At 64.5% G+C, this 13,334-nt stretch carries 9 protein-coding genes; all 9 read right to left on the bottom strand.

Annotation, left to right across the window (positions count from 1 at the left end; translation table 11 throughout):
* Positions 1-88 precede the first annotated feature (88 nt).
* On the bottom strand, positions 89-3,034 hold the full coding sequence (locus J8F10_RS25635) for a proton/sodium-translocating pyrophosphatase (protein WP_210658819.1): 2,946 nt from the start codon (positions 3,032-3,034) through the stop codon (positions 89-91).
* 247 nt (positions 3,035-3,281) lie between these two features.
* Positions 3,282-4,244: a hypothetical protein gene (locus J8F10_RS25630; protein WP_210658817.1), complete on the bottom strand. Its 963-nt coding sequence runs from the start codon at positions 4,242-4,244 to the stop codon at positions 3,282-3,284.
* On the bottom strand, positions 4,244-5,212 hold the full coding sequence (locus tag J8F10_RS25625; protein WP_210658815.1) for an aminotransferase class IV: 969 nt from the start codon (positions 5,210-5,212) through the stop codon (positions 4,244-4,246). The genes J8F10_RS25630 and J8F10_RS25625 overlap by 1 nt, the downstream gene beginning before the upstream one ends.
* Positions 5,209-5,781: a hypothetical protein gene (locus J8F10_RS25620; RefSeq protein ID WP_210658813.1), complete on the bottom strand. Its 573-nt coding sequence runs from the start codon at positions 5,779-5,781 to the stop codon at positions 5,209-5,211. The genes J8F10_RS25625 and J8F10_RS25620 overlap by 4 nt, the downstream gene beginning before the upstream one ends.
* Complete coding sequence (locus J8F10_RS25615; protein ID WP_210658811.1) at positions 5,778-6,557, bottom strand: hypothetical protein; 780 nt, start codon at positions 6,555-6,557, stop codon at positions 5,778-5,780. The genes J8F10_RS25620 and J8F10_RS25615 overlap by 4 nt, the downstream gene beginning before the upstream one ends.
* A gap of 3 nt (positions 6,558-6,560) precedes the next feature.
* A complete protein-coding gene (locus tag J8F10_RS25610; protein ID WP_210658810.1) occupies positions 6,561-7,058 on the bottom strand; it encodes a protein-tyrosine phosphatase family protein in 498 nt (165 codons plus the stop codon).
* 3 nt (positions 7,059-7,061) lie between these two features.
* Entirely contained in the window at positions 7,062-7,688 is a 627-nt protein-coding gene (locus J8F10_RS25605) for a PP2C family serine/threonine-protein phosphatase (RefSeq protein WP_210658807.1), read from the bottom strand.
* Positions 7,689-7,730: 42 nt separating this feature from the next.
* Complete coding sequence (locus J8F10_RS39260) at positions 7,731-9,275, bottom strand: 3-deoxy-D-manno-octulosonic acid transferase (protein WP_246523574.1); 1,545 nt, start codon at positions 9,273-9,275, stop codon at positions 7,731-7,733.
* Between the two features lie 92 nt (positions 9,276-9,367).
* Positions 9,368-13,270 carry a preprotein translocase subunit SecA gene (gene secA / locus J8F10_RS25595; protein WP_210658805.1) on the bottom strand — a complete coding sequence of 1,301 codons (3,903 nt, stop codon included), beginning with the start codon at positions 13,268-13,270 and terminating at the stop codon, positions 9,368-9,370.
* Between the last annotated feature and the right edge of the window lie 64 nt (positions 13,271-13,334).

The following is a 13,334-nucleotide window of genomic DNA, read 5'->3' as shown; positions in this document are numbered from 1 at the left end:
TCGGACCGGCTAACGGGCCAAACAAGATCGGTGCCCGATCCTGTCGCATCCCATTAGCCGGTCCGAACTCGTTCGGGCGCTTCGCGTATCACTTTCCGTCGCCGGTCGGCGCTGGGGGCGCTTGGTCCATCGCGTTCATTGCGGTGGTGTCTTTCTTCGACTGCCACCACGCCCACGCGACGGCCAAACCCGCCACAACCGCGACCGTAAGACCGATGACCACGTTGCCGGTCCCGTCCTTCACGTTGTGCAGGATCACCAGGGGCAGTGCCAACAGGCTCACCATGTTCATCACTTTGATGAGCGGGTTGATCGCGGGACCGGACGTGTCCTTGAGCGGGTCGCCCACCGTGTCGCCGGTCACGCTCGCCTTGTGCTTCTCGCTGCCCTTACCGGTGTTCCGCTCCTTGTCCTTCGGTTCGTCCTCGATCATTTTCTTGGCGTTGTCCCACGAGCCGCCGGCGTTCGACATGAACACCGCCATGAGCTGGCCGCTGAGAATCATCCCGGCCAGGAACCCGCCGAGCGCGAACGGCCCGAGCAGGAACCCGACCACGAGCGGCGTGCCGATCGCGAGCAGGCCGGGGCCGATCAGCTCGTGCTGAGCCGTGCTCGTGCAGATGTCTACCACGCGCCCGTAGTCGGGCGTCTTCGTGCCCGCCATGATTTCCGGGTCGCGGAACTGTTTGCGGCACTCGAACACGATGAGGTACGCGGCCCGACCAACGGCGCGAATCGTCATGGCACTGAACAAGAACGGCACCGCGCCGCCGATCAGCATGCCGATGAACACGAGCGGCTCGGCGACGGTCAGTTTTGATGCGCCCGCGGTGAAGTCGCCGATGAGTAACTGGCCGATCTTCTCTTCACTGCCGGTCACGAGCACTGCGATGAAACTGGCGAACAGCGACACGGCCGCGATGACCGCCGAGCCGATCGCGACGCCCTTCGTGATGGCCTTCGTGGTGTTGCCGACCGCATCGAGGTCCGCGAGGATTTTCCGCGCCGCGGTGTTTTCGGCTTCGGTCATGTAGCCGGCGTCGCCGGGCTTCAGGTCTTTGCCGTCCGCGTTGCGGTTGAACGCCATTTCGCCGATGCCGTTCGCGTTGTCCGCGATCGGCCCGAATACGTCCATGCTGATCGTGTCGCCGGTGAGCGTGAGCATCCCGATGCCGCACATCGCGACCCCGAACGCCATGTAGAGGAGGTTCTGCGCATCGTTGCAGACCGCGACGGCGCCGAGGATCGCGCCCGAAATGATGAGGACCGCCCACACCGAGCTTTCGAGTCCGAGCGCCAGACCGGAAATGATGTTGGTCGCGTGGCCGGTGCTGCTCGCCCGCACGACTTCGCGCACCGGGCTGTACTCGGTGCTGGTCCAGTATTCGGTGCATTTGTTGAGCGCGACCGCGAGCACGATACCGATGAGGCAGCACCACGCGATCGACAGGTTCAGCCCCGGCTTGAGTGGTACGTGGTAGCGCGATTGCGATAGTTCGAGCAGCGTGGCTGTGCCCCGGTTCTCGCCGTCTTGGTTCACGCCGCGGTTCTTGAGTTCCGCAACGAGTGTCTTCTCGTGATCTCGGCTGGCCGCAGCGATGTGGACCTTTCGGTCGGCGAATTCGGCTTTCTTCGCGGCGTCGAGTTTGCGCCACGCCTCCAGTGCCGCGGCCCGGTATTTTTCGACCTCCTCTTCCAACTTCACCGTCTTCTCGGAGTTCCGCTCCGGTCCGTTCCGCAGGTCGCGCAGTTCCTTCACCTGGTCCGCAACGGTGTGCTGACCGGTGTGCGTCAGGTTCATTTCCTTGCGCACGTCCAGGTTGTCGTACAGTTCCTGGTACATGCCCTTGTCGATGCCGCGCTCGACGATGTAGGCCGCATCGAATCGGAGGTAGATGAGGCCGAAGAGCATGAAACCGATGGTGCTGATGATGGCGCTGCGCCAGAACCCGCGGTTGATGGAACCCATCGCGATGGAACTGTTACCGGTCGTGATTCCGGCCCCGACCATCGACGTGCTGATGATGCTCGCGACCACGCCGACGGCCTGGACCAGAATCGGGAAGATCATCCCCTTGTAACCGAATGCCGCGTACCCGAGCATGACCGACGCGACCAGCGTGACCGAGTAGCTCTCGAACACGTCCGACGCCATCCCCGCGCAGTCGCCGACGTTATCGCCCACGTTATCGGCGATGGTAGCCGCGTTCCGCGGGTCGTCTTCCGCGATGGCCTGTTCCACCTTCCCGACGAGGTCGGCCCCCACGTCCGCGGCCTTCGTGTAGATGCCGCCGCCGACGCGCATGAACAGCGCCAGCAGCGACCCACCGAAGCCGTAGCCGATGAGGATCTCGTAGGCGAGTTCGCCGAACACGAGCAGGATGATCGCGCCGCCGAGCAGCCCCAACCCGCAGGTGAACATGCCGGTGATGGTACCGGTCTTGTACGCCATTCGCATCGCGCTGCCGAAGTTCGTGCGGGCCGCCGCCGCAACGCGCAGGTTGCCCGCGGTCGCGAGCCGCATACCCGTGAAGCCCACCGCCGCGGAAAACAGGGCGCCTATCAGGAACGCGATCCCGCGCCCGACCGCGATCGTCTTTAGTTCACCCGCGGAGTGCGCCCCGGGCTCGACGTGCCACGGCCACTTCGACACGATGATGACACCAGTGAGCAGCACAATGAGCACGCCGACGACGGTGAATTGCCGTCGCAGATAGGCGTTCGCACCCTCGCGCACGGCCTGCGCGACTTTCTGCATCGCGGGGGTACCGGTGTCGGCCGCGTACACCTGTTTCATGAGCCACGCGGCGTAGCCCAGGCCGCACACGGCGACGACAAGGCAGCCGAGTAATCCGAGCTTTTCGCCCAGCCCGTAAGTATCGGAGGTGAGAAACAAAAACGGTTCCCACCCCGCGCCAAAGAGCACGAACGGGCTCGTGGGGGCCGCGCCGAGGAGCCCGATCGGGAGGGCACAAATGAGTGCGAGTAGCCACGGGAACCGCGGCCTTCGGGCGCGAGAGCGAGAGAGGGACATGTGGCAATCCTGGCGCTTGAGCGGGCGGCAATAAACCCAATCGGCCGCGAGTCGGCGGGGGTGGGGAGAGACAAGCGCGTCACCACCGCCAGCGGCCCGGCTGGGACCGAGACCGTAGCTTGTGACAAATGTCACAAGCTGTCAAGGGTGTAAAGAAGAGCCCGTGAAGAACGCGCCGTCTACCCTCGGGATCGGGTAACGCGAGCTGCGGTGAATGTGCCTCGAGACCATTGGCGTGCCAGAAAGGTCACAGCCCGGCGGTGGTCCGGAACTCGTCGAACGCCGCAGTCTTTGCGGCCTGAGTCACCCAGGTTTGCAATTGCGCGAGGTCTGAGCACCCGCGAATCGCCGCTTCGACCTCGGGAGGAACGTTCCCAAATTTGGCCTCCAACACGGCAATCACGAGAGCAACCGCTTCCTCGGTGCGCCCTTCGGTGCGCCCTTCGGTGCGCCCTTCAGCACGCCCTTCGGTACGCCCCTTTGCGCTACCTTCGGCGATCCACTTATTCACCACGGTGGATTCAATCACGTTCCAGCCCTCCAGAGCTTTTTCCCAGATTTCTTCTCGCCCAACGGCGCTCGCAAAGACAAGAGCAAGGGCGGCGAAGTCCGCTTTCCGTCGGCGATCGGGTTCCGTATTCGCGAGTACCTTCCACCGATCGATGATACCCGGGTCGGCACCGTTAGTCATCAACGGTAGCCACGGCAACAGTGCGCGCGACCACAGCCCGCTCTCAACGCCGGTGAGAATTGTGTCGGCGTTTTCGGTCCCGAGGTTGCGTTCTACAACCCCGAGGTGCGTGACGAAACCCGTACCGGGCCAGCGCATGTCGCGGGACGCGGCGCCGCTTCCGGTCAGATTGATCACGACGGCCCCGATGTTGAACCGGCTCCCGCGCTCGGCATCGGGCTTGATCGCCTGCCAGAGGTGCCCCAAGTACACCATCAGGCGGCCGAACATGAGTGCGTCGGGTTCGATCTGGAACTCGATCGCGATGGCCCACGGCGATTCGACGACGTCCGGGTTGGTCACCCGGGCGATCGTGTCGCCGGTGCGGTCCGCGGCTCCGGGTAGCGCCACCGCACGTGTATCGAGCCAATCGTGGAACTCGATGCGCTCGGGCGCAAGCCCGGTCGCCCACGCGAGGAACGCAGACGGGTCGAGCTTGACCGCGTAGCGCGAAGCCTTATCGAACGGGTTTTGTGTCATCAATCACCCGCCCCGGTGAACTGCTTCGCGATGTCCATGTCGACCAAATCGCTCCACGCCGCGAGCAACTTTCCGCACACCGGGCCGGGCCACGTGTAGTCGCGCGCGTGCCCCGCACAGGCAACGCGCTTCACTCCGGCTACGCAGAAGCCGGTACCGGCTAACAGCAGTTCGGACACGCGAGGAACGATCGCGCTTCCCCCGTTCTGGCTCGGCTCGCACAACTGGCGGAAGTCGAGCGCGTCGGTTCGGTAGTTCAGCCCGGTGACAGCACACAAATCGGCGATCACCTTTGCGCTGATGCTGTCTTGAACGCGATCCGCCGCCGGGTGGACAACCGTATCGTCGATTACGGCCAGAACGCACCCGATTGCCGTATCTGCAGTGCCCGCGTGATCGAGGACGACCGGTACCGCGCCCGGTGCGTGAAATCGGTTCGTGGGGTCGTTCAGCGTCTTGTCGGCGATGTGCCAGAACAGCCGACTGCGGTGCTTCACGCGCGGGGGTAGAAGGTCGGCCGGATCGGACGATTGCGTCCCTGCTACCGCGAGTGTCACGCCTTCTGTGAAGAATCGCCGGTAGCGCGCGAACGGCAGCGAGTACGTCACCATGCCGAGCGTCGGCGGGCCGCTGTTCGCTTCACCCAGGTAGAACCCGAGCGGTCCGGGGGTGGCGAACGTGACCAACTGCAACTCGCTCCCTGGCGGGAGCAATTTCGCGTTGTGTGCGACGAGTTCTTCTGCGGTTGCAGTGAGGTGCTCGTCGGTCGCGTCGAGCGGGACGAAGCACGCGGCGCAGTCGCGTCGGAAGCGTGCGAGGTGGTCCGGCCAGCGGAACAGTTTGTGTCGGAACGTGCGCGCGTTATCCACGATCGTCGCGCCGGACACGAACCCGGCGTCGTGCAGCGGTAGAGCGGCTTCCGTGAACGGTAGGAGCCGACCGTTGAGGTAAGCGAGTGATGCAATCACGACTGCGCCCCCAATAACGCTTCGGCAGCGAGTAAAGGCTTTACCAATCGCGTGTTGATTTCCTGTTCAGAGGTCAATTCGCACAAAGGAAAGGCGATCGCCGCGACCGCAGATGCGTGCGGGCTGAAGTCCGCGTACTCAGAGGTAGTGAGAATAGAAATGTCTGGACGTTCGAGCGCGGCACGGCATACGGATAAGGTCGAGTTCCACGAGTTATATATTTCGTCGAAATTGGTCGGCTGGGGGAATCGAACAGCCGCTGCGAGAAGTGTGGCGTAGTCATGTTCCGCACCTTCGGGCGGGCCAAGGTTACAGACGATGGCAACGAGTCGGTCAAAACTCTCGCCGGCATCCATTGGTGCGTAGAATCGGTAACACCACCATAAGAGCCATTCCCCTTGCAGTGTGGAGTTCAGGTTAGCAGTGGCAATCTTCTTTGTTACCGATCGCCAACCCGCCTGCTCCATTGCCGCTTCCAGTGACAAAAGCATCGCGCGCACGTCCGCGAGGATGCCGTAAAGAAAATCCGTGGCAGATGCCACGGATTTGCTGAGATTTGTTTCGTTCACGATATCCCTCTCAATGAGGTCCAAAAGCGCGCACTGTTTGGGAAAACTCGAACTGGTTGCGCGAACCAAATTGCCGAGGGCGCTGACCAGTAGCGTCGTGGTGAATGAGGCAAAATCCAAGGCTGGGAGTGAAAGCCGTCAAAGCACTTCAGGCCCTTTGCTGCGAGGATGTCGGCCAAATCGCGCGCTGGGAGCAACTCACTGGCCCGCACCACGGACCAGACGGTGCGCCACGAGAGCCATCCTAACCAGTCACCCGGTTCGCGCGCGACCGACACAGTCAAGTCGTCGACCGGTGGAATCGGGTGCGATGTCAGATACACAACACCGAGTGCCGGGGCATCGGATGTGGTACGCAGCCCTTGCCAGTATCGCCGCAACTGATCCGGGTCGGGGGCATCTGCGGTCTCAGTATCTTCTTTCGCTTCCCCGCTCTTTCCTGCATCCAACTTCACCTCGATCACCAAGCGACCAACGGTGACTCCACTCGCCGATAACGTGACGACAACATCGGGTTCGCCGAACCCCGCCCAGCGCGGCCAAAAAGTATAGTCGGCGGCCGTCACGGTATTGAGCATCAGCCATGCGGGTGCTTCGGTTGCGACGTGACCGTCGGAGCCGACGGCGCGCATGCGACGTAACACCGCCAGCAACCCGACCTCCAGTGGCAGATATCGCAGCAGTTGGAACGCGGTGGACGTGAGCAGGTCTTCTGCCCGATCGTGCGCGCGTGAACCGTTGCGGCCGAGTTTCCCGTGACGTTCGGCGAATAGCACCAGTTATTCTTCCATTAGTGGAAACGGCACGATGACTTCCCTACGCGGGTGGGGAAGAAAGCGAGCGAGTCCGTGCTTCTGCGCGAGCAGCACGTGTTCGTGGTCGACCATACGGAAGTGGCCTGCGGTGGCGTTGGGCGACCGCGTTTCGATGGTGTCGCGTGCGAATTTTGGTGGGAGGCCGCACGCAACTAGGTACAGCCACAGGATCGTTGGCGAGCGGACCAAGCCCGCGACACAGTGAACGTAGACGTGCGCGTCCGGTGCTGAGGCGAGTTCGTGAAGCGCGTCGATCGCCCGCACCGCGGTTGAGAGCATCAGTCGGCGGCTATCGGACATGGGCACCCATACGACGTCCGCGAACGAACCTTCGCCGGCCGACACGTGACTCGGCCCGTCGGACACGTTCAGCACGTGCGTGACACCGGCCGCGAGCAGTTTCTCCGCGCGCTCCGTAGACGCGAACGGCCCGACCGAGAAGCACTGCGTGATGCGGTACATGCTCTACTCGCTTTCAAGCAACACAACGGTGAAGTCGTCCTGAAACTCGCCGGTGAGGACAAGTTGGGCCGCACTCTGAAGTTCCGCGATCAACTCCGTGCCCGAGAGTCGTGCGGCGCAGTCCCATACGCGCTCCCATCCTGCGTACTTCCACACGCCGTCTGTGATTGCGAGTAGCTTCCAGGGGCGCGTGAGCTTCATCTCGAACGGGACGAAGGTCGCGGCGCCACAACCGACCGGCGGGTTTTTGAACTGTCGAGAGGTCAACACGCGCGGCGCCTGTTCGCCGCAGACTACGGCGGCCGCGCTGTCACCGCATGAAGCACCGACAACGCGGTCGGCGCAAACGCGCAGCCCGACCAGAGTCGTGAACCCGGCCTCGTGATCTTGTGCGACCGTGACATCTGCGCGGGTCAGGATCTCGACCCAGCCGAGTGATTCATCCCAGGTAGCGTGTTGCCCGGCAATTTCACACGCGAGCCGGGCGGCTCGCGCTCCGCCGGCGCGCCCGCCTTGCCCGTCGGCGAGCGCAACGACCCGCCCTTCTTTGTTGGCGTCGGGGCGCAGCACGAATGCGTCTTCGTTGGCGGCGTGGCCACCCGCGGCACTAAAGGTGTAGGTCTGGATCATCGCGCCCGAACCGTGAATTGGGGTGCGCCAATTCTAGCCGATTCAGGCGGCGCGAGTGAGCGCCCGAGAAGTGATTACGGAGCCGAGTACATCGAGCGTGCGTGCGGTCGCGCCCTGTTGCCGGCGCACGAGTTCGCGTGCTGCATTACCCATTTGCGACCGGAGTTCGGTATCGGCAATGAGCTTCGCGAGTTCGGCTTCCAACTCGGTCGCGTCCTTCACCATTGCGGCCCCGCCGACCTCCACTAACCGCCGGGCGGCGTCGCGGAAATTCCAAATATGCGGGCCGAACACGCACGGCACACCATACCCGGCCGGCTCGATCATGCTCTGCCCGCCGCGCTTGCCATCGAGACTTCCGCCGGTGAACCCCACGTCTGCCAGTCCCCACGCGGCCCCGAGTTCGCCCACCGTGTCGAGCACCACCACCGCGGGCATTTCGGCTAGCGGTGCGGTGATTCGGCTCCGGCGCACGAACGGCAATTGCGACGCTTCGACCAAACGGGCGACTTCTTCAAAGCGGTCCGGGTGGCGCGGAACGAGGATGAGTCGCAGAGACGGGAAACGAGTGCGCAGGCGCGCGAAGGCGTCGAGGACGAGTGACTCTTCAGGTGCGTGCGTGCTGCCCGCGAGGAGGACGAGAGAAGAACCTACCCCCCCGTCCCCCCTCCCTGAAGGGAAGGGGGTGCTGACGTGCGAAATCTCTGCGTCTCGCGCACCATCTGTGGATCGCGAAGGGCCTGCCCCCTTCCCTGACAGGAGGGGGTTACAGGGGGAACCCGCAGGGGGTTCCCCTTCACAAGGAGCGAGGGGGGACGGGGGGGTAGGTTGTCTTTGCTCCTCCCGTTTCTCTGACCGAAGGGGGGCACTGGGGAAACCCGTGGGGAAAGGTTCCCCAAGCCCGATCTCGCGCCCCAGCGCGCGCGTTTTGGGCGTGTCGCGCTCGCCCGCGGCACCGTCGTACTTGATCGATCCCGTGGTGACGAGTTTCGCGAGCGGTACGCCGAGTTGCTGAAGGCGGTCGGTGTACTCGGCCTCTTGCACCGCGAACCGCGTGACGTGGCGGAACAGTAGTCGCCGCGCGAGGCCCGCGACGCGCTTCAGGCGCCGGAAGCTCCGCGGGCTGAGGCGCGCGTTCACCACGACCACGGGAACATTGCGCGCGTTCGCGGCGGCGAGGAAGTTCGGCCAGAGTTCGCTCTCGGTGAGAACGACGAGCGAGGGGTTCACCGCGTCGAGCGCGGTCGCGACGGCCCAGGTGAAGTCGAACGGCCACGCGATCACATCGAGTTCGGCGAACCGCTTGCGCGCTTCCGCGAGACCGGTGTCGGTGGTGGACGAGACGACGACGAGCCAGTCCGGGTGGCGCTTGCGGAATTGGGGCACGAGTGTGTCGAGTAGGTTCACTTCGCCCACGCTGACCGCGTGGAACCACGCGACGCGCTTTTTCGTGGGGTTATGTACGCTCACCCGACCGAGGAACTTGGCAACGAGTTCACGGCGGTACCGGCCGGTGGCGAATGCGCGCCACACTAACCACGGTGAGAGGGTCGCGAGCGCGAGCAGGTAGACGAGATTGAGGAGCATTGGGAATCCGTTCCCGGCGAGGTGCAACAGCGGCCGGGGTGGAACCCGGCCGCTGTTTTCGAGCTTCACGTTGCGCAGCTAAAACTCGCGCCTTACTTCTTGCCGGCTTCCATCTTCATGTGGCAGTTCTTGTACTTCTTGCCGCTCCCGCACGGGCACGGATCGTTGCGCCCCACTTTCTTTCCTTCGTTGCGGATCGGCTCCACCTTCTTGCCCTCGCCGCCCGCGTTCGTTTGCTGCTCGCTCGAATCGATTTGCGCTTGGCGGGCCTGGGTCGCGGAGATCGCGGCCGCGTGGGTGGCTCGGGCGCCGGCCCACAGCGCGGCCTGCGCTTCTTCGTCGCCCATTTCTTCCATGCGGAACACCGACTCCGTCGCGCGGTCGCGGATGCCGGCCCACATCTTGTCGAACTCCTGCATCCCCTCGCGCTTGTACACGATCTTCGGGTCTTCTTGCGCGTACCCGGCCAGGCCGACGCCGCTGCGCAGGTTGTCCATCACCAGAAGGTGCGTCTTCCACGCGCTGTCGATCTGTTCCAGGACCAGTGTGCGCTCCACGGAGTGCATTTCCGGGCGGTACTTCTCGTCGTAGGCGTTCAGGATGCCGTGGCGCGCTTCGTCCGGCGTCTTGCCGACGATCCGTGCCGAGTCGAGCGTGAGCCCGAGTTCCCGCTGCGCCCACTCGACCAGTTCCTTCGCGTCCTCCTGTTCGGCCACCTTCGCCCCGGTGAAGATCGATTCGAGCTGCTTGTCGATCTCGCTGACGTCGCCCGCCGGCATTGCCTTCGGCGCGATCTCCGTGAGCTTCTCGCGAAGCTTCGAGCGCGGTTCCGTGCGGATCAGCTCCTCCGTCCAGCCCTCCTCGTCGAGCGCCTTGAACGCGACCGTGAAGAACCCCGCCGGGTCCGCGAGGGCTTCTGGGCCGTGCTTGCGCGCGGCCATCACCGTACCGAGGCGCTGGGCCGACCACCGGTACAGGCCGTCTCGGTCGTACCGCTGCTGCCCGGCGGCGGGCTTGTCCGACATAAAGTTCTGCATCGCGACGCGGACCGGGAACTCCACGTCCTTCTGGCGGTAGGTCGCCAGAACCTTGCGGTACAGGTACTCGGTCAGTTCGGCGCCGCCCCGCGTTTGGATCTCCTCGACGGCGACCTTCATACCGAACTTCTGCCGGCACCACTCGGCCAGGGCCTCCGCCCCGTAGGTCCGCGTGAGGAACCGTTCGCCGTCGGCGAGGTTCACGGCCTTCACCGCGGTCTCGGCCTTGTGAACGAGCACCTCCGCGAGTTTATCGGCTCCGATCTTTCGGAGGTCCTTTTCGGTGAGCTTCAGGTCGTACTTCGCGTTGATCGCCCGCGTCAGTTCGGACCACTTCCAGTCCTTTTCGTCCTCGTCGGAGTTGAGGTTCTCTTCCAACCGCTCCTGCATGAAGGTCGGCACGTTCGCGATGGCCTGTTCGAGCGCCTGGCGCGAAGCGTCCTCGTAGGAAGAGGTGCGGAAGTCGCTCGCCTCGAACTCCATACCGAGCCGATTGCTGGCGAACTCGGCGAAACTGGCCGCGCCGTAGTTGTCCGCGAGGAACCGCTCGTTCGCCGACTCGATCTGGAGCCGGATCATTTCCAGGATCATCAGGCGCGGGTTCTTGCCGTCCAGAACTTCCTGGCGCGCGCCGTAAACGCGCTTCCGCTGGAGGTCCATGACCTCGTCGTACTCGAGCAGGTTCTTGCGCTGGTCGAAGTGCATCTCCTCGCGCTTCTTCTGTGCCCCCTCGATGCGCCGGCTCACCATCCCGGACTCGATCGCCTCGCCCTCTTCCATGCCCAGGCGCGTGAGCACCTTGCCGACCCACTCGCCCCCGAAGTGGCGCATCAGTTCGTCCTGGAGCGACAGGTAGAACCGGCTCGAGCCCGGGTCGCCCTGGCGCCCGGCGCGCCCGCGCAACTGGTTGTCGATGCGCCGCGAGTCGTGGCGCTCGGTGCCGAGGATGTGCATGCCGCCCATCTCCGCGACCTTGCGGCCCTCTTCTTTCATTTTCTCCTTGGACTCGATCTCGTTGACCGTTGCGGTCCACACGTCGTTGGGCACCTCGAGCCGGGTCGGGTACAGCGGGCGGTTGTCGGAGTCCTTGAGCTGCTTGAGGCGCGCCCACGCCAGGGTTTCGGCGTTCCCGCCGAGGATGATGTCCGTTCCGCGGCCGGCCATGTTCGTGGAGATGGTCACCGCGCCGATGCGCCCGGCCTGCGCGACGATCTCGGCCTCGCGCCCCACGTTCTCCGGCTTCGCGTTGAGGAGCTCGTGCTTCACGCCCTGGCGCTTGAGCATGTGCGAGAGTTTCTCGCTGCGGTCCACGTCCTTGGTGCCGATCAGGATCGGGCGCCCGGTCTTACACAGCTCCACCACTTCCTTCACCACCGCGTCCCACTTCTCCTTGTCGGTGCGGTACACGAGGTCCTTGTGCTCGATCCGGCGCATCGGCTTGTTGGTCGGGACCGCGACCACGTCGAGCTTGTAGATCTTCCAGAACTCGGTTTCCTCGGTCTTCGCGGTCCCGGTCATCCCGGCGAGCTTCGCGTAGAGCTTGAAGAAGTTTTGCAGCGTGACCGTGGCCATCGTCTGCGTTTCTTGCTTGATCTGCACCCCCTCTTTCGGGTGCTTCGCTTCCACGGCCTGGTGCAGCCCGTCGGACCACTGGCGCCCGTACATCGCGCGGCCGGTGTGCTCGTCGATGATGACGATGCTGAGCTCGTTGTTCTCCCGCTGGTCGCGGTCGATCATGTAGTGGCGGTCGAGCTGATAGAGGTGGTGCGCCTTCAGCGCGTTGTCCATCAGGTGCGGCCACTCCATGTTGCCGGCGGTGTAGAAGCTCTCGACCCCGGCGAGCTCTTCCGCCTTGCGCACGCCCACGTCCGTCAGGTGGCAGGTGCGCTCCTTCTCCTTGATCTCGAAGTACACGCCCTTGGGGGGCGGGTTCTGGGGGTCGACCTTGGCGGGGTCGATCGGCGCGAGGATCGTGAGGTTGTCGCCCTCGGTCCCGCCGGCCTTGACCGTGCCCGCGGCGATCAGCTCCTTGCGCGCCTTGCGCTCGAGTTCCGCCAGCGCGCGGGCCACCTTGTCGGCCTCGGCGAACCGCTTGGCGTCGGAGAACGCCGGGCCGCTGATGATGAGGGGGGTGCGGGCCTCGTCGATGAGGATGTTGTCCACCTCGTCGATGATGGCGTAGTGGTGCGCCCGCTGGACCTGGCGGTAGTACGGGTGGTACTGCTCGTCGTCGTGGCGCGCGATCTTCATGTTGTCGCGCAGGTAGTCGAAGCCGAACTCGGACGCGGTGCCGTAGGTGATGTCGCACTCGTAGGCCCGGCGCCGGGCTTCCGGGTCCATGTCGGACTGGATGTACGCGGCCGAGACGCCCAGCGCGTTGTAAATGGGGAGCATCCACTCGCAGTCGCGTCGCGCCAGGTAGTCGTTCACGGTGACGACGTGGACGCCCTGGCCGTCGAGCGCGTTGAGGTGCGCGGCGAGCGTGGCGACGAGCGTCTTGCCCTCGCCCGTTTTCATTTCCGCGATGCTGCCGAGCCCGGTGTTGTACCCGTGGAGCACCGCGCCGCCGAGGATCTGCACGTCGTAGTGCCGCATGCTCTTGGTGCGGCGCGCGGCCTCGCGGCACGCCGCGAACGCTTCGGGGAGCAGGGCGTCGAGCGTCGCGCCCTGCTTCAGCCGCTCCCGGTACTCCGTGCTCAGTGCCTTCAACTCGTCGTCGGTTAGGCCCTGCATCTTCGGTTCGAGTTCGTTCACCCGCGCGAGTGCCGAGCCGGCGAGGACGGTGTGCGCCTCCGCGTTCCGGGGCCGGATGTAGCCGATGCTCTTGATCCGGCGCTCGTCGGTCGAACCGCCCAGCATCCGGGAGATGACGCGCACGCACCCCTCGACGAAGGCGTTGAACCGGTCGCCCAGGCGCTCGAAAATGGTCGGTTCGAGGCCCGCTTGCGCTGTCGCCATTGTCTGACTCCCTGCGTGAACGTCTACGCGCCGTGGCTCGCGGCGCTTCGTGCGCGCGGACCCC

Origin of the sequence: Gemmata palustris (assembly GCF_017939745.1) — a bacterium.
Taxonomy (GTDB): domain Bacteria; phylum Planctomycetota; class Planctomycetia; order Gemmatales; family Gemmataceae; genus Gemmata; species Gemmata palustris.
The sequence above is the reverse complement of the archived record's forward strand: the minus strand, read 5'-3'. Positions and strand labels throughout refer to the sequence as shown.

Bases quoted from the DNA above. Each gene is read 5' to 3' on its own strand.
- J8F10_RS25635 (WP_210658819.1), bottom strand. From the start codon at position 3,034: ATGTCCCTCTCTCGCTCTCGCGCCCGAAGGCCGCGGTTCCCGTGGCTA.
- J8F10_RS25630 (WP_210658817.1), bottom strand. From the start codon at position 4,244: ATGACACAAAACCCGTTCGATAAGGCTTCGCGCTACGCGGTCAAGCTC.
- J8F10_RS25610 (WP_210658810.1), bottom strand. From the start codon at position 7,058: ATGTACCGCATCACGCAGTGCTTCTCGGTCGGGCCGTTCGCGTCTACG.
- J8F10_RS25605 (WP_210658807.1), bottom strand. From the start codon at position 7,688: ATGATCCAGACCTACACCTTTAGTGCCGCGGGTGGCCACGCCGCCAAC.
- J8F10_RS39260 (WP_246523574.1), bottom strand. From the start codon at position 9,275: ATGCTCCTCAATCTCGTCTACCTGCTCGCGCTCGCGACCCTCTCACCG.
- secA (WP_210658805.1), bottom strand. From the start codon at position 13,270: ATGGCGACAGCGCAAGCGGGCCTCGAACCGACCATTTTCGAGCGCCTG.